Origin of the sequence: Streptomyces sp. PsTaAH-137 (genome assembly GCF_003259365.1) — a bacterium.
Lineage (GTDB): Bacteria > Actinomycetota > Actinomycetes > Streptomycetales > Streptomycetaceae > Streptomyces.
Genome location: NZ_QLLY01000006.1, coordinates 232,044 through 248,065 on the forward strand (window position 1 = coordinate 232,044; position 16,022 = coordinate 248,065).

The following is a 16,022-nucleotide window of genomic DNA, read 5'->3' on the forward strand; positions in this document are numbered from 1 at the left end:
GCGTCCCGTGCGAGGATCGGCGGACCGTGACTTCTCCCGCCGTTTCCCTCGCCCCCACCGTGCGCCTGGCGCACGCGGTGGGCGGTCGGCGCGCGCTGCGACTGGCGCTGCTGTTCGGCGGGTTGCTCGTTCTCGTCCTGCTGTGCGGCGGCCGGGCCCACGCGTCCGACGCGTCCGACGGGTCGGCAGGCATCGTTCCGGCCGCGGGTCTCTCCGTCGAGCCGCATCTGCCGGCGGCTGGGCAGAAGCCCGCAGGCAAGCCCGTGGAGAACCACGTACGGAAGTCCGCGCAGAAATCCGCGCAGAAAGCCGTGACGAAGGCCGGGCGGGACACCGGAGCCGTGGTGCACCACGTTCGGGAGGCGGTGGACGCGGTCGCCGAGCGCGCTGACGCCCGTACACCGCGCACGCCCCTCACCGGCACGGTCCGCACCGTGGTGCGTCATGTGGCCGAGCCGGTCGAGGAGTTGGCCGGTGCGGTGTCGAGGCCGTTGCCGGAGGTGCCCGGCCTGCCCGGTCTGCCCGGCGCCGGGGCCGAACCGCCGGTCCCCTCCACCGGCGACACCGTTCCGCGGCCCACGACCACACCCGCCCCCGCCGACCGCGAGGCGGCGCAGCACCCGACGGCGAAGACGCGGCAGTCCGCCGACGTCACGGGATGGGACACGGCGCGGTTCGGCGACGGCTCCGCGACGGGTGCCGGGCGGTCGGCAGCCGGTGCGCGGCACACCGAGGCGCGGCCCGCCGCACCCTCCGTGCCGCCCGGACCCGACCACGCGCCGGTGGCGAACACGTCCCTGGGGGACGGCAGTTCGACGCGCCACGGTGATCTGCACGCGGCGGCGTTCGGCAGCCGCCTCCCCGTTCTGCTGACGCCCGGCGCCACGGCGTCCGGTGATGCTTCGCCGGTGTTCGACCGGCTTCGCGAGATTCCTCAATTCCCCGGCTAGGGCAGCCCTCTCCCCGCTCGTGACCTGCCGCGCGGGGGCGGAACAGGTCTGCCCGACACCCGGAAACCACCGGAATTCGAAGGAATCACGTACGCATGAACAAGAACATCCGCCGCTCCATCGTCATAGCCGCCGGCGTCTCGGGCGCCTGGGCGCTCGGCTCCGCCGTGGCCAGCGCCGACGAACTGCCCGCCCACTCGATCTCGTTGCCGGACGTGGCCGGTGACACCGTCGCCGACGTGCAGGACACGGCATCGCACGTCACGCAGAAGGCCGACGACACCGTCACGCACGCCAAATCCACGGCCAAGTCCACGGCCAAGTCCACTGCCCAGTCGACGAGTAGGGCCGCCACCGAGGCCGCCGCCCCGACCGCGACCACCACGACCGCGACGAATGCCGCCACCCACACGGCCACTCATACCGCCACCCACACCGCCGCCAAGGCAACGGCCACCAAGGCAACGGCCGCGAAGGCGAAGGCCGTGGACCCCGCCGAGGCAGCCCCTCAGGTCACCGACGAGGTCGACTACCTCTTCGGCCCCCTCTCCGCCTTCGCCTCCGAGCTCCAGCAGCAGACCGGCGAGCAGCTCCGCGACCAGGTGACCGCCACCGGGCAGTTCGCCGAGGTGTACGCGCAGCACCCCGAGAACGCCCTCGATGTCGCGTCCCCCGTCGTCGACGAGACCGCCGCGGCCGTCCTGCCGCCCGTCGCGGCCACCGCCGTCCACGGCGTGCTGCCCGTCGTGGGCCGGGCCGTCGGCGATGTGACGGTGCTCGCGGACAACGCGGTGGTGGGAGACGTGGCGCCGTTCGCGACCACGCTCGTCGGGGACGACGTGGCGCCGTTCGCCCATGGGGTCGCCGGTGACGTCACCCCCTTCGCTCAGGCGGTCGTCGGGGACGACGTGCGGCCCTTCGCGGGCGGCGTGGTCGGCGCCGTGCAGCCGCTCGTGCGGACGGTCGCCGAGCACGTGGAGCCCGTCGTCGGCGGCGTCACCACCAGCGCGCACGGTCTGACGCGCGGTGTCACCGGCGACGTGACGCCCTTCGTGCACGGTGTCGTCGGGGACGACGTCGCGCCGCTGGCCGCCGGGGTCACCGGGCAGGTCGCCCCGTTCGCGCAGGACGTCACCGGCACGGTGGCCGCCGACGCGCGGCCGCTCGCGGGCAACGCGGTCACCGGTGCGCACGGTGTCGCCCGCTCCGTCGCCCCGAGCTACGTCACCGGCATCTGAGCGGTTCCGTGAAATTCCGGGCAGGAGATCCGGAGAGATCGCGCGACGATCTCGTGAGACCGACGCCACACCAGGACCCGGACGGCCGAAAGCCATCGGCCCGGCCGGATCCGCAACAGGCGTGAAGGCGGGTGTTCCGTGGGGACGGGACGCCCGCCGCGGGCCCACCGCGCACCACCGGGCCCTTCGGGTGGCCTCACCGTGTGTACCCCCCGCACGGTGAGGCTGCGGACGGCCGCCCCGGGACCGGTCGAACAGCCCGCTCTGTGACCGGTATCACCGCTCAGGTGTGATCTGCGATTTAGAAGGCATCGGTGAGCGGCGATAACCTGCGAGACGGACATGCCGCGTACCGGCCACCGTGTACGCCTCCCTAGTGACAGCGGAGTCACAGTTGCCCATCGCGGCACGCCCACGCAGACAGCAACGCAAAACCGCGAATCACTGATAGGGACGGACGCGCGTGGACCTGTTCGAGTACCAGGCGAGGGACCTCTTCGCCAAGCACGGTGTACCGGTGCTGGCCGGTGAAGTCATCGACACGCCTGAGGCAGCCCGCGAGGCGACCGAGCGGCTGGGCGGCAAGTCCGTCGTCAAGGCGCAGGTGAAGGTCGGCGGCCGCGGCAAGGCCGGCGGCGTGAAGCTGGCGGCGGACGCCGACGAGGCCGTCGCCCGCGCCACGGACATCCTCGGTATGGACATCAAGGGCCACACGGTCCACAAGGTGATGATCGCCGAGCTCTCCCCCGAGATCGAGGCCGAGTACTACGTCTCGTACCTCCTCGACCGCACCAACCGCACCTTCCTGGCCATGGCCTCGGTGCAGGGCGGCATGGACATCGAGGAGGTCGCGGAGAAGACCCCCGAGGCCCTCGCGAAGGTCCCGGTCAACGCCGTGGACGGCGTGGACATCGCCAAGGCCCGCGAGATCGTGGCCCAGGCGAAGTTCCCGGCCGACGTGGCCGAGGGTGTCGCCGAGGCCATGGTCACCCTGTGGGACACCTTCGTCGCCGAGGACGCGCTCCTCGTCGAGGTGAACCCGCTGGTCAAGACCAAGGACGGCCGCATCCTGGCGCTCGACGGAAAGGTGTCTCTCGACGAGAACGCCGACTTCCGTCAGGCCGACCACGAGGCGCTCGAGGACAAGGACGCAGCCAACCCGCTCGAGGCTGCTGCCAAGGCCAAGGGCCTCAACTACGTCAAGCTCGACGGCGAGGTCGGCATCATCGGCAACGGTGCCGGTCTGGTCATGTCGACCCTGGACGTCGTCGCGTACGCCGGTGAGAACCACGGCGGCGTGAAGCCGGCCAACTTCCTCGACATCGGCGGTGGCGCCTCCGCCGCCGTCATGGCGAACGGCCTGGAGATCATCCTCGGCGACCCGGACGTCAAGTCCGTGTTCGTCAACGTCTTCGGCGGCATCACCGCCTGTGACGAGGTCGCCAACGGCATCGTCCAGGCGCTTGCCCTCCTGGAGGAGAAGGGCGAGAAGGTCGAGAAGCCGCTCGTCGTCCGCCTCGACGGCAACAACGCCGAGCTGGGTCGCAAGATCCTCTCCGACGCCAACCACCCGCTGGTGCAGCGCGTGGACACCATGGACGGCGCGGCCGACAAGGCCGCCGAGCTCGCGGCTGCGAAGTAAGGGACGAGGGACTAAACAGCCATGGCTATTTTCCTCAACAAGGACTCCAAGGTCATCGTCCAGGGCATGACCGGTGCCACGGGCATGAAGCACACCAAGCTCATGCTGGCCGACGGCACCAACATCGTCGGCGGCGTGAACCCGCGCAAGGCCGGCACGACCGTCGACTTCGACGGCACCGAGGTCCCGGTCTTCGGCTCGGTCGCCGAGGCGATGGAGAAGACGGGCGCCAACGTGTCCGTCCTCTTCGTCCCGCCGGCCTTCTCCAAGGCCGCCGTGGTCGAGGCGATCGACGCCGAGATCCCCCTCGCCGTCGTCATCACCGAGGGCATCGCCGTCCACGACTCCGCCGCCTTCTGGGCGTACGCGCAGTCGAAGGGCAACAAGACCCGCATCATCGGCCCGAACTGCCCCGGTCTCATCACCCCGGGCCAGTCGAACGCCGGCATCATCCCGGGCGACATCACGAAGCCGGGCCGCATCGGCCTGGTCTCGAAGTCCGGCACGCTGACGTACCAGATGATGTACGAGCTCCGTGACATCGGTTTCTCGTCGGCCGTCGGCATCGGTGGCGACCCGGTCATCGGCACCACGCACATCGACGCCCTGGAGGCGTTCGAGGCGGACCCCGACACCGACCTGATCGTCATGATCGGTGAGATCGGCGGCGACGCCGAGGAGCGTGCGGCGGACTACATCGCCAAGCACGTCACCAAGCCGGTCGTCGGCTACGTCGCGGGCTTCACCGCCCCCGAGGGCAAGACCATGGGCCACGCGGGCGCCATCGTCTCCGGTTCGTCGGGCACCGCCCAGGCGAAGAAGGAGGCCCTGGAGGCCGCCGGCGTCAAGGTCGGCAAGACCCCGACCGAGACCGCCAAGCTGGCGCGCGAGCTGCTCAGCTAAGCGTTTCCCGTACGTCGCAGAAGAGGGCCCGCACCGGCACGGTGCGGGCCCTCCTCGCGTTCCGCCGCTACTCGGCGACCGGCGCCAGCCGCTCGGGACCGCCGCTCAGCCGCTTCTTCAGCGCCTCGCGCAGCGCCAGGTCCTGCTCGGTGAGATGGCCGGGGCCGGTCAGCGGCGGCACCCCGCTGATGGGCGCCCCGGGCGCGGGCGTCGGATCGTAGTGCGTCGGCGCCACCCGCAGCGTCAGCACCGTCATGCCGACGATCAGGGCGGTGACGGCGATCGCGGTCCTGGTCCAGAAGCGGACCCGCTTCTCGCCCGCGCCCCGCACCAGCGTCGACCCCGGCGCGTCCAGCTTCTCCGCGCCCGCCAGCTCCGTCAGCCGCCGGTGCAACTGCTCGGGCACGGCGAGGTCGGGCAGCTGTTCGGCGACGGCCTCGCGGGCGTGCAGGATGCGGTTGGCGGCGGCCGGGGTGCTGGCCTCCGTCTCGGCCGCGGTCTCCGGCAGATCGAGGCCCACACCGTCGTAGAGCAGCAGCGTGCGCCGGTAGGCGGGCGGCAGGCTCTGGAGTACGTCCATCAGCTTGCGGTCGTCCGCGTCGGCGGGCGGCGCGTCCGGCTGGCGGTGCGCCGGGCGCAGCCGGTGCCACGGCGACATCGCGTACTCGTACGCGGCGGCCCGCACCCAGCTCACCGGGTCCGGGTCGACCGCCACCTCCGGCCAGCGCTGCCAGGCCAGCTGGAAGGCCCGCTCGACGGACTCGCGGGCGAGCGTGCGCCGCCCGGTGAGCAGGTACGTCTGGCGTACGAGGTGCGGGGCGCTGTGCGCGTAGAGGGCGTCGAACGCCTCGGTGGCGCTGCGCGGCCGGTCCGGGCCGTCACCGGGCTCCGACGGTTCCGCGGGCGCTTCCCGTACGGCGACCGGGGCGGCCGGTGCGGACTTCTCGGCCCGCGCGTCAGCCTTCGTACGTGTTTTCGCCGCCGGACGGGCGTCGGTGCCCGCTGCCCCGGTCTCCGCCCGCCCCAGTTCCGCGAGCAGCCGGGCGTACGCCTCCCGCTTGCGGCCTCTCGGGGCCGTGCGGCCCGTCTCCCAGGAACGGACGGTCTCGCGGGTCACACCGACGCGCTCGGCGATCTGAGTCTGTGTCAACGACCTCGCCACACGAAGCCTGCGGCGCTCGGTGGGCGTCGGCAGTGGTGTCGCAGGGCTCTGCGTCATGGGGAACTCCACACACCCTTTCGCGCGAAAAAGTACATAAACGTATCTTCAGCGACACATCCGCAGTTCGCCTGTTACGCGGTGAAAGCGCGTGTCGTTGGGAGCATGGGCCGGTGACCCAGATGACCGGCCGTGGACTGTCCTTGCCCCTGCTCCTGAACCGGGCGCGGGAACGGGCGCCGGGCCCGGCCGCCGGGGCCCTCGGCGGGGCCGTGGCGGCCGGGCTCGGGCTCGGGGTGTGCGCCGTTCTGGTGATGGTGCTGTGGATCAGCTCGCCGTACCCGGACAGCGGACCCGGCGCCGCCCTGCACACCGCCGCCGCGCTCTGGCTGATCGCGCACGGAGCGGAGATCGTCCGCACGGACACGCTGTCCGGGGCACCCGCCCCGATGGGCCTCACGCCGCTGCTGCTGCTCGCGCTCCCGGCGTGGCTGGTGCACCGGGCCGCCCGGGACGCGGCCGAGGACGCCGAGAACGCCGCGGGCGCCGAGGGAATCGGTGTCTGGGGCGGCGTCGTCCTCGGCTATCTGCTGGTCGGAGCCGCTGCCGCCGCCTACGCCGGGGGCGGCGAGATGCGGCCCTCCTGGGTGAGCTGCGGGGCGCATCTGGCGCTGGTCGTGGCCGTGGCGGCCGGGACCGGGGTGTGGACCGCGCACGGGCGTCCGCGCGGCCCGCTGCCCGGGGCGCTGCGGCGCTGCACGGACGTGCTGCCCCGGGTCTTCGTGACGGAGGTGCTGCCGGTCGCCGCGCGGGCGGCCGCCGCGGGGCTCCTGGTGCTCGTGGCGGGCGGTGCGCTGGTGATGGCCGTGGGGCTCGTGTGGCACGGGGGAGATGTGCGGGAGTCGTTCGTCCGGGTGACGGGGGCGTGGTCGGGGCGGTTCGCCGTGCTGCTGCTCTGCGTCGCGCTCGTGCCGAACGCCGTGCTCTGGGGCGCCGCGTACGCGCTGGGCCCGGGGGTGGTGCTCGGCGCCGGGCAGACGGCGGGGCCGCTGGGCGGCTCCGGAAGCGCGCTGCTGCCGGCCTTCCCGCTGCTGGCGGCGGTGCCGTCCGGGCCCGGGACGCCGTTCACCTGGGCGGTCGCGCTGGTGCCGGTGACGGCGGCGGCGACCGTGGCGTGGTTCGTCACCGGGGCCGGTGAGGCGGCCGAGTGGACGCGCGGCCGGATCGCGTACGCGGTGACGGTGGCCGCCGGGCTGTGCGGGGCGGCGATGGCGTGCCTGGCGGTGGCGTCCGGCGGGGCGCTCGGGGTGGCGGCGCTCTCTGCGTTCGGCCCCGTGGGCTGGCTGACCGGGGCGGCCGCCGCGGGCTGGGTCCTCGCGGTGGGGCTGCCCGTGGCGCTGACGGTGCGCTGGTGGCGGGGCCGGGACGCGGTGGTCGGCCCCCGGGTCTCGGCCTGGTCGGGCGCCCTGCGGGACCGGCGGCGCCGCCGCGCGGAGGACCGGGCGCGGGCCCGGGCGGTCGGTGCGCAGCAGGCACAGGCGCAGGCCCCGGCGCCCGATGCCGCTGCCGACGACCCGTTCGAACCCTTCGACTACTACTTCGACGAGTCGTCCCGGGGCGAGCGCTGGGCCTTCCTGAAGGACGCCTCGGCCCCGGCGCCGACCGCGGAGACCCCGGCCGACCCTCCGGACAGGCCCTAGTCCGAGCCGAGGAGCGGCCGGAGCTGCTTCGGCAGGATGTCGTCGCAGGACTTCTGCGCCTGGTTCGTCAGCGCGTCCGAGCGGCACTCGTAGAAGTCGCTGTAGACCATCCGGACCGTGAACAGGGACGCCACGAGCGCCAGCGCGAGCCCGCCGGTGACCAGACCGCTGACCGCGGCCGTCGTCTGCGGGCGGGTGCTGTCGGGGACCGCCGGGGCGGGCTTGTCCGGGTCCGGGTTGCGCGGCTTGGCCCGCAGCGAGCTGATGCCCCAGTACAGCGCGAGCGCGCCGAGCAGCAGTGCCACGTACGGCCAGTTGAACAGGGCGAAGAAGAAGCCCCACATGCCGGACAGCAGGGCATAGCGGGCGCGGCGCTGGGCCGGGTCCGTCGGGTCCCAGCGCATTCCGCCGCCGGGGCCCGGCCCCTGTCCCTCGGGTCCGCCCTGGCCGCCTCCCGGACGGGGACGGTCACCGAAGCGGCCGCCCTGGGAGCGGCCGGGCTGGCGGTCGCTCCACTGGCTGCCCCACGGCGAGTGGCCACCGCCGCCGCCCTCGGGGGCGTCGGAGCCCTCCGGGCGGCGCGGCTGCCACGGGCGGTCGGGGGCGTCCTCGGGCGGCGGGGCGAACGGATTGTCGGCCTTGGGCGCGGCCGTCTCCTTCGACGGGGACTCCTCGGAGGAGGGGCCTCCTGAGGGCCCGGACGGCTCGGACGGCTTGGAGGGCGACGTGGGTCGGCCTTCGCGCAGCAGGACGGCGCCGGCGGGCAGCGTGTGGCGAAGGCTTCGGTCCGGCATCAGGTGTGCGTCTTCCCCTAGGTCGATGGCCAGGTCTGTTCTCGATCGCTTGGTTCGTTCTTTACGTCAACGTCCCATGGCCGCTCAGCGTTCCGTGCCGCTGACGCTACCTGTAGCTCCTGCCCCCGTCCCGTGGGGGCCGCCGGGCGTGCCGGTATCGTTGCTGCCGGTCGGCCGCTTCGTAGGGTTCCCCGTATCGGGGAGGTCGAAGCCTTCGTACGACCGTACAAAGACACGTGACAAGAACACGCAAGACGCTCTCCAGAAAGGGCCCCGCCGTGGCCAAGGCCAAGCGCCTCGTCGTGCTGGTCTCCGGATCAGGTACGAATCTGCAGGCCCTGCTCGATGCCATCGCGGAGCAGGGAACGGCGGCCTACGGCGCCGAGATCGTCGCCGTAGGGGCCGACCGCGCGGACATCGCGGGTCTGGAGCGCGCCGAGCGAGCCGGGCTGCCCACCTTCGTCTGCCGGGTCAAGGACCACGCCTCGCGCGAGGACTGGGACCGGGCGCTCGCCGAGGCGACCGCCGCGTACGAGCCGGACCTGGTGGTCTCCGCGGGCTTCATGAAGATCGTGGGCAAGGAGTTCCTCGCTCACTTCGGCGGCCGGTTCGTGAACACGCACCCGGCTCTGCTGCCCAGTTTTCCCGGTGCGCACGGCGTGCGCGACGCACTCGCGTACGGCGCCAAGGTCACCGGATGCACCGTCCACTTCGTCGACGACGGCGTCGACACCGGGCCGATCATCGCTCAGGGCGTGGTCGGGATCCGTGATGAGGACGACGAAGGCGCTCTGCACGAGCGCATCAAGGAAGTCGAGCGCACGCTGCTCGTCGATGTCGTGGGGCGTCTGGCCCGTAACGGCTTCAGCATTGAGGGACGAAAGGTAGTTATCCCGTGACCGCCGAGAGCAACAAGCGGCCCATCCGCCGGGCGCTGGTCAGCGTCTACGACAAGACCGGTCTGGAGGAGCTGGCGCGCGGGCTCCACGAGGCGGGCGTCGAGCTCGTGTCGACGGGCTCCACCGCCGGGAGGATCGCCTCCGCCGGGGTGCCGGTCACCAAGGTCGAGGAGCTCACCGGGTTCCCGGAGTGCCTGGACGGGCGCGTGAAGACCCTGCACCCCAAGGTGCACGCGGGCATCCTCGCCGACCTGCGCCTGGAGGACCACCAGAAGCAGCTCGCCGACCTCGGCGTGAAGCCGTTCGACCTCGTGATCGTGAACCTGTACCCGTTCAAGGAGACCGTCGCCTCCGGCGCGACGCCCGACGAGTGCGTGGAGCAGATCGACATCGGCGGCCCGTCCATGGTGCGCGCCGCCGCCAAGAACCACCCGTCGGTCGCGGTCGTCGTGAACCCGGCCGCGTACGGGGACGTGCTGAAGGCCGTCGCGGACGGCGGGTTCGACCTGACCGCCCGCAAGCGCCTGGCCGCCGAGGCGTTCCAGCACACCGCCGCGTACGACGTGGCCGTGGCCTCCTGGTTCGCCGCCGACTACGCGGCCGCCGACGACAGCGGTCACCCCGACTTCCTCGGTGCCACCTACGAGCGCAAGAACGTCCTGCGCTACGGCGAGAACCCGCACCAGGGCGCGGCCCTCTACGTCGACGGCACGGGCGGCCTGGCCGAGGCGGAGCAGCTGCACGGCAAGGAGATGTCGTACAACAACTTCACGGACACGGACGCCGCACGCCGTGCCGCGTACGACCACGAGGACCCCTGCGTCGCGATCATCAAGCACGCCAACCCGTGCGGCATCGCCGTCGCCTCGAACGTCGCGGAGGCGCACCGCAAGGCTCACGCGTGTGACCCGGTCTCCGCGTACGGCGGCGTCATCGCCGTGAACCGGCCGGTCACCAAGGAGATGGCGGAGCAGGTCGCCGACATCTTCACCGAGGTCATCGTCGCGCCCGACTACGAGGACGGCGCCCTCGAAGCCCTCACCAAGAAGAAGAACATCCGCGTGCTGCGCGCCCCGAACGGCCCGGCCGCGCAGGTCGAGACGAAGCAGATCGACGGCGGCGCGCTGCTCCAGGTCACCGACCGGCTCCAGGCCGACGGCGACAACCCGGCGTCCTGGACTCTGGCCACCGGCGACGCGCTGTCCGCGGGCGAGCTGGACGAGCTGGCGTTCGCCTGGAAGGCGTGCCGGGCCGTGAAGTCCAACGCCATCCTGCTCGCCAAGGACGGCGCCTCGGTCGGCGTCGGCATGGGCCAGGTCAACCGCGTCGACTCCTGCAAGCTCGCCGTCGAGCGGGCCGGTGAGGAGCGGGCGCGCGGCTCGTTCGCCGCGTCGGACGCCTTCTTCCCGTTCCCGGACGGGCCGCAGATCCTGATCGACGCCGGTGTGAAGGCGATCGTGCAGCCGGGCGGCTCGATCCGTGACGAGCAGGTCGTCGAGGCCGCCAAGAAGGCGGGCGTGACGATGTACTTCACGGGGACGCGGCACTTCTTCCACTGATCCCCGCGGGCCTCGGTGCCGTACGACGAGGGCCCGCCGGTCACCGACCGGCGGGCCCTCGTCGTGTGTGTGTCAGGGCTTGACCTTGACGGCGATGGTGCCCGCCGCCTTGTCGTGCCAGCCCTGCTGGCGGCCGGAGTTGTCGAAGAACGGCGACAGGTAGACCAGGAGCATGCCGATACCGCAGGCGAGGTAGCCGGCGTACGGGATGACCCAGCGCACCAGACCCTTGCCGAGGCCGGGCTTCTGGCCGTTCTCCAGGCGCAGCACGCGGATGCCGACGGCGAGCTTGCCGAGCGTGGCGCCCACGAAGGAGATCATCAGGACCTCGTACAGCAGCGTCACGGCGAGCATGCCGAGCGCGATCGGGAGGATCTTGCCGATCATGTCCGAGCTCGCGTTGTTGACGCAGGTGTCGTACGTGGTCGACGCCGGGTCGCAGTCCGAGGCGGACTTGATGCTGTCCACGAACATCGGGCCGATCAGCACGAAGTAGATGATCGAGTACAGGACACCGTCGATCAGGCGGGCGCCGAACCGGCGGCCCATGCCGGCGACCGGCGGCATTCCGGGCTGCATGCCGCCCTGCGGGTACTGCGGCATCCCGCCCTGCTGGGGGTAGGCGCCGGGCTGCTGCGGATAGCCGTAGCCCTGCGGCGGGACGCCCTGCGGCGCCTGCTGCGGGTAGCCGTAGCCGGGCTGGCCCTGCGGGGGCTGCTGGCCGTACGGGTTGCCGCCCTGAGGGGGGTGCTGGCCATAGGGGTTGTTGGGTTCGCCGAAACTCATGGCGGGATCCTCCGGGGACGTGAGCGGGAACGTCGCGGACCTGCGGAGGATCACCACGCCGTGGCGGTCGCGTGAGCGGCAGTCCCCCTTGCCGCTGATCCGCGGCACTGCAGAGATCATGGTCGTGAACCGGCCACCGTGTTGTCCAGCGGGCGGCCGGTGCTGTTGTGCAAGTGCAACTTGGGTGATCCAGGCCCGCCCTGAAAGAATGCACGGCATGACCGCCCAGATTCTCGATGGCAAGGCCACCGCAGCCGCGATCAAGTCCGATCTGACCGTCCGCGTGGCGGCCCTGAAGGAGAGGGGGGTCACACCCGGTCTCGGCACCGTCCTCGTCGGGGAGGATCCCGGCAGCCAGAAGTACGTCGCGGGCAAGCACCGCGACTGTGCGCAGGTCGGCATCGCCTCCATCCAGCGTGAACTGCCCGCCACGGCCACGCAGGAGGAGATCGAGGCCGTCGTCCGCGAGCTGAACGAGGACCCGGCCTGCACCGGCTACATCGTCCAGCTGCCGCTCCCCAAGGGCATCGACGAGAACCGCATCCTCGAACTGATGGACCCCGACAAGGACGCCGACGGCCTGCACCCCATGAACCTGGGGCGCCTGGTGCTGAACGAGCCGGCGCCGCTGCCCTGCACCCCGTTCGGCATCATCACGCTGCTGCGCCGGCACGGCGTCGAGATCAAGGGCGCGGAGGTCGTGGTCGTCGGCCGCGGTGTCACCATCGGCCGCCCGATGCCGCTGCTGCTCACCCGCAAGTCGGAGAACGCGACCGTCACCCAGTGCCACACCGGCACCCGTGACCTCGCCTCCCACCTCCGCCGCGCCGACATCATCGTCGCCGCCGCGGGTGTCCCGCACCTGATCCGCCCCGAGGACGTCAAGCCGGGCGCCGCCGTGCTCGACGTCGGTGTCTCGCGCGACGCGAGCGGCAAGATCGTCGGCGATGTCCACCCCGGTGTCGCCGAGGTCGCGGGCTGGATCTCCCCGAACCCGGGCGGTGTCGGTCCGATGACCCGCGCCCAGCTCCTCGTGAACGTGGTGGAGGCCGCCGAACGGAACGCCGACGGTGTCCGCTGAGGCCTCGGGGGGCACGCCGGTGAACGGCTCGGGGAAGGCGTCCGAGGAGACCGCCACCGAGACCGCCACCGAGACGGCCACCGAGACGGCCGCCGAGCCGGAGGGCGGCAAGAAGCGCGGCACGCGCCGGTTCCCCCTGTGGACCCGCGACACCGCGCGCCCCGAGGGCGGCGGCCGCGCCGCTCCCGGTGACGCCCCGGCGCCCGCCCGCCAGTGGCCGCTGATCTCCGTCCTCGCGGTGACCGGACTCGGCCTGCTGCTCACCGCGTTCGACGTGTTCCGGGTCGGCACGATGCTGGTGGGGCTGGCCCTCATCGGCGGTGCCGTGCTGCGCTGGGCGCTGCCCGGTGTCGGCATGCTCGCCGTGCGCTCCCGCTTCACGGACATGGTCACGTACGGGCTGCTCGGCCTCGCCATCGTGCTGCTCGCGATGATGGCGCAGCCCCATCCCTGGCTGCGGATCCCCTTCCTCCAGGACACCCTGCACTTCACCGTGCGGTGACGGGCGGGACTCCCGTGGCGGAGTCCCGCCCTCCTTGTGTGGGGATGTCCGGTTAACTTCCGGGATCTGTCGTACGCGACCGGACAACGCGCCTACTCTGGCCGTTCCGGGGCCCTCCCGGACAAGTGCGGGCGTCGCGGGTCCGGTGGTGTGCGAGGGGGCACACCCTGGTGTCGAATGGTGTCGAACGCCTCCGTGCGCCCCCGTCCGGGGAACTGACATCCTGGCTACTCACATCCCATTGGGTAGCCAGTGGGGGGCCGACGCGCGGCGCGGCGCGGGCCATGCACGCACGCAATGGGGGGAATAGGGGGAAGGCAATGCCTCGTTGGAGGGCGCTACCGGACGAACTCGACCCGCAGGTCAAGGAGTTCGCCAGCCAGTTGCGCCGGCTGGTGGACCGCAGCGGGCTCGGGATCGCCGCGTTGGCGGACCGCACCGGGTACAGCAAGACCTCGTGGGAGCGGTATCTGAACGGACGGCTGCTCGCGCCCAAGGGCGCGATCGTCGCGCTCGCCGAGGTCACCGGCACCAATCCCGTCCACCTGACCACGATGTGGGAGCTCGCGGAGCGCGCCTGGAGCCGTTCCGAGATGCGCCACGACATGACCATGGAGGCGATACGGATATCCCAGGCGCGCGCCGCGCTGGGAGAGTTCGGATCGCCCGCCGCCCAGTCGACGGGCGGCTCGGGCAGGAACGGCCAGGTGACGGCGTCCCGGTCCACCGGGGTGGCGGAGCCGGTCGCGGCCCCGGCCTCGTCGGGTGTGCCGCCGCAGGGCCGGGGCCAGGCCGCCGAGGGGTCCGGCCAGTTCGGCCCGCCGCCCGTGGTGTCGCCGGACCCGTCGAACTCGGGCAAGCAGGGCGGCAGACGGCGTCTGTTCATGGTCGTCGCGGGTGGCGTCGGCGCGGCCCTCGTCGTCCTCATCGCCTACGTCATGACCAGCGGCGGCGGTGACAAGGGCGCCGATGCGGGGCCCTCGAAGTCGCCGACCACCAGCGCCCCCCAGCTGCCCGCGGGCGTCCAGTGCGTGGGCGACGGCTGCACCGGCAAGGACCCCGAGGCCATGGGCTGCGGCGGCGATCTGGCCGACAGTCCTACGAAGACCGCGCTCGGCACCACCAATGTCGAGGTCCGCTACAGCAAGACGTGCAAGGCGGCCTGGGCGCGGATCCAGTTCGCGGCGCCCGGCGACAGCGTGACGCTCTCCGTGGGTGCCAAGACGTCGAAGAAGGGCCTGGTCGGCGACGCGGACACGGACGCCTACACCCCGATGATCGCGGTCGGCTCGGCCGCCGAGGCGAAGGCCTGCGGTGCGCTCGCGGCGGGCCAGAAGGGCTGCACTCCGTAACCCTGACAGGCCCCCGGACCGCAAGCGGGCCGGAAGCGGACAGGGCGCGGCGGGAAGCGGTCGGGAAAGGTGTGCATGGGGGAGCGCGTCGGGGGAAGGCGGTCAGTACCCCCACGGGATGGCCACACGGTGGCACCCTTGGCGGCCGCCCGCCCCCTCTCCCCCCGGGGCGGCGGCCGCCCCGTGTTCCGGTCGGCGGACCGGCTGTGGGGTGAGCCACACGGACCCGGGGGTCGCGTCCGGCCGAGAGGCGATAGCCTGACGAGCGGATCTCTTGGTATCAAGAGATCGATCAAAAGCCTCGCTGTCATACGGAGAACGCCATGACCCGCACTCCCGTGAACGTCACCGTCACCGGCGCCGCCGGCCAGATCGGCTACGCACTGCTCTTCCGCATCGCCTCCGGCCAGCTGCTCGGCGCGGACGTGCCGGTCAAGCTGCGCCTCCTGGAGATCACCCCGGCGCTCAAGGCCGCCGAGGGCACCGCGATGGAGCTCGACGACTGCGCGTTCCCGCTCCTTCAGGGCATCGACATCACCGACGACCCGAACGTCGCCTTCGACGGCACCAACGTCGGCCTGCTCGTCGGCGCCCGTCCCCGCACCAAGGGCATGGAGCGCGGTGACCTCCTGGAGGCCAACGGCGGCATCTTCAAGCCCCAGGGCAAGGCCATCAACGACAACGCCGCGGACGACGTCAAGATCCTCGTCGTCGGCAACCCGGCGAACACCAACGCCCTCATCGCCCAGGCCGCGGCCCCGGACGTACCGGCCGAGCGCTTCACCGCCATGACGCGCCTCGACCACAACCGCGCGCTGACCCAGCTCGCGAAGAAGACCGGCTCCACCGTCGCCGACATCCAGCGCCTGACGATCTGGGGCAACCACTCGGCCACCCAGTACCCGGACATCTTCCAGGCGTCCGTCGCGGGCAAGCCGGCCATCGAGGCCATCGGCAACGACGAGAAGTGGCTCGCCGAGGACTTCATCCCGACCGTCGCCAAGCGCGGTGCCGCGATCATCGAGGCCCGGGGCGCGTCCTCGGCCGCCTCCGCCGCCAACGCCGCCATCGACCACGTGTACACCTGGGTCAACGGCACGGCCGAGGGCGACTGGACCTCCATGGGCATCCCGTCGGACGGCTCCTACGGCGTCCCGGAGGGCCTGATCTCCTCCTTCCCCGTCACCACCAAGGACGGCAAGTACGAGATCGTCCAGGGCCTGGAGATCAACGAGTTCTCGCGTACGCGCATCGACGCGTCCGTCAAGGAGCTGGCCGAGGAGCGCGAGGCCGTGCGCGGTCTCGGCCTCATCTAGGTCTCCTGGATCTTCCCGCTCTGACCGCCCGCGGTCGGGTCGTTCGCGACTCGCCGCGGGCGGTTTGCGTTTGTGCGGGCGCGTGCGGCTTCCGTCGTGGCTGGTCGCGCAGTTCCCCGCGCCCCCGAAGGGCGGGCTCCG

General features: G+C 72.1%; 14 protein-coding genes. 11 read left to right on the forward strand and 3 right to left on the reverse strand.

What is annotated here, in order from left to right; translation table 11 throughout:
- Window positions 1-26: 26 nt before the first annotated feature.
- The 4 genes from K377_RS15580 (at window position 27) to sucD (ending at window position 4,733) form a co-directional block, all read left to right on the forward strand.
- A complete protein-coding gene (locus K377_RS15580; protein ID WP_146614727.1) occupies window positions 27-950 on the forward strand; it encodes a hypothetical protein in 924 nt (307 codons plus the stop codon).
- A 95-nt stretch (window positions 951-1,045) separates the two neighbouring features.
- Window positions 1,046-2,188 (forward strand): hypothetical protein, encoded by a 1,143-nt coding sequence (locus K377_RS15585; protein ID WP_111663927.1) that lies wholly within the window; start codon window positions 1,046-1,048, stop codon window positions 2,186-2,188.
- A gap of 463 nt (window positions 2,189-2,651) precedes the next feature.
- Entirely contained in the window at window positions 2,652-3,830 is a 1,179-nt protein-coding gene (gene sucC, locus K377_RS15590) for an ADP-forming succinate--CoA ligase subunit beta (protein WP_111663928.1), read from the forward strand.
- A gap of 21 nt (window positions 3,831-3,851) precedes the next feature.
- Window positions 3,852-4,733 carry a succinate--CoA ligase subunit alpha gene (sucD, locus tag K377_RS15595; RefSeq protein ID WP_111663929.1) on the forward strand — a complete coding sequence of 294 codons (882 nt, stop codon included), beginning with the start codon at window positions 3,852-3,854 and terminating at the stop codon, window positions 4,731-4,733.
- Window positions 4,734-4,800: 67 nt separating this feature from the next.
- Here the strand turns inward: sucD and K377_RS15600 are convergent, their stop codons facing one another.
- Window positions 4,801-5,952, reverse strand: coding sequence for a helix-turn-helix domain-containing protein (locus K377_RS15600; RefSeq protein WP_111663930.1), 1,152 nt, complete (start codon window positions 5,950-5,952; stop codon window positions 4,801-4,803).
- A gap of 122 nt (window positions 5,953-6,074) precedes the next feature.
- Between K377_RS15600 and K377_RS15605 the strand changes: the two genes are divergently transcribed.
- The gene (locus K377_RS15605; protein WP_111664181.1) at window positions 6,075-7,592 is read left to right on the forward strand and encodes a DUF6350 family protein; all 1,518 of its coding nucleotides are present in this window, start codon (window positions 6,075-6,077) and stop codon (window positions 7,590-7,592) included.
- Here the strand turns inward: K377_RS15605 and K377_RS15610 are convergent.
- A complete protein-coding gene (locus K377_RS15610; RefSeq protein WP_111663931.1) occupies window positions 7,589-8,386 on the reverse strand; it encodes a hypothetical protein in 798 nt (265 codons plus the stop codon). The two genes, K377_RS15605 and K377_RS15610, sit on opposite strands and share 4 nt — an antisense overlap.
- A gap of 278 nt (window positions 8,387-8,664) precedes the next feature.
- Here K377_RS15610 and purN point away from each other — a divergent pair, with 278 nt between their 5' ends.
- On the forward strand, window positions 8,665-9,285 hold the full coding sequence (gene purN / locus K377_RS15615) for a phosphoribosylglycinamide formyltransferase (protein ID WP_111663932.1): 621 nt from the start codon (window positions 8,665-8,667) through the stop codon (window positions 9,283-9,285).
- The gene (purH, locus tag K377_RS15620) at window positions 9,282-10,844 is read left to right on the forward strand and encodes a bifunctional phosphoribosylaminoimidazolecarboxamide formyltransferase/IMP cyclohydrolase (protein ID WP_111663933.1); all 1,563 of its coding nucleotides are present in this window, start codon (window positions 9,282-9,284) and stop codon (window positions 10,842-10,844) included. The genes purN and purH overlap by 4 nt, the downstream gene beginning before the upstream one ends.
- Before the next feature lie 72 nt (window positions 10,845-10,916).
- Here purH and K377_RS15625 read toward each other — a convergent pair whose 3' ends face one another.
- Window positions 10,917-11,630, reverse strand: a complete 714-nt coding sequence (locus tag K377_RS15625; protein WP_111664182.1) for an RDD family protein — start codon at window positions 11,628-11,630, stop codon at window positions 10,917-10,919.
- 217 nt (window positions 11,631-11,847) lie between these two features.
- Here K377_RS15625 and K377_RS15630 point away from each other — a divergent pair, with 217 nt between their 5' ends.
- From K377_RS15630 to K377_RS15645, 4 genes are all read left to right on the forward strand, one after another.
- Window positions 11,848-12,711: a bifunctional methylenetetrahydrofolate dehydrogenase/methenyltetrahydrofolate cyclohydrolase gene (locus tag K377_RS15630; RefSeq protein WP_111663934.1), complete on the forward strand. Its 864-nt coding sequence runs from the start codon at window positions 11,848-11,850 to the stop codon at window positions 12,709-12,711.
- Window positions 12,701-13,213, forward strand: coding sequence for a DUF3017 domain-containing protein (locus K377_RS15635; protein ID WP_111663935.1), 513 nt, complete (start codon window positions 12,701-12,703; stop codon window positions 13,211-13,213). The genes K377_RS15630 and K377_RS15635 overlap by 11 nt, the downstream gene beginning before the upstream one ends.
- 320 nt (window positions 13,214-13,533) lie before the next feature.
- The gene (locus K377_RS15640) at window positions 13,534-14,565 is read left to right on the forward strand and encodes an XRE family transcriptional regulator (RefSeq protein ID WP_111663936.1); all 1,032 of its coding nucleotides are present in this window, start codon (window positions 13,534-13,536) and stop codon (window positions 14,563-14,565) included.
- 323 nt (window positions 14,566-14,888) lie between these two features.
- Complete coding sequence (locus tag K377_RS15645; protein ID WP_111663937.1) at window positions 14,889-15,881, forward strand: malate dehydrogenase; 993 nt, start codon at window positions 14,889-14,891, stop codon at window positions 15,879-15,881.
- Window positions 15,882-16,022 lie beyond the last annotated feature (141 nt).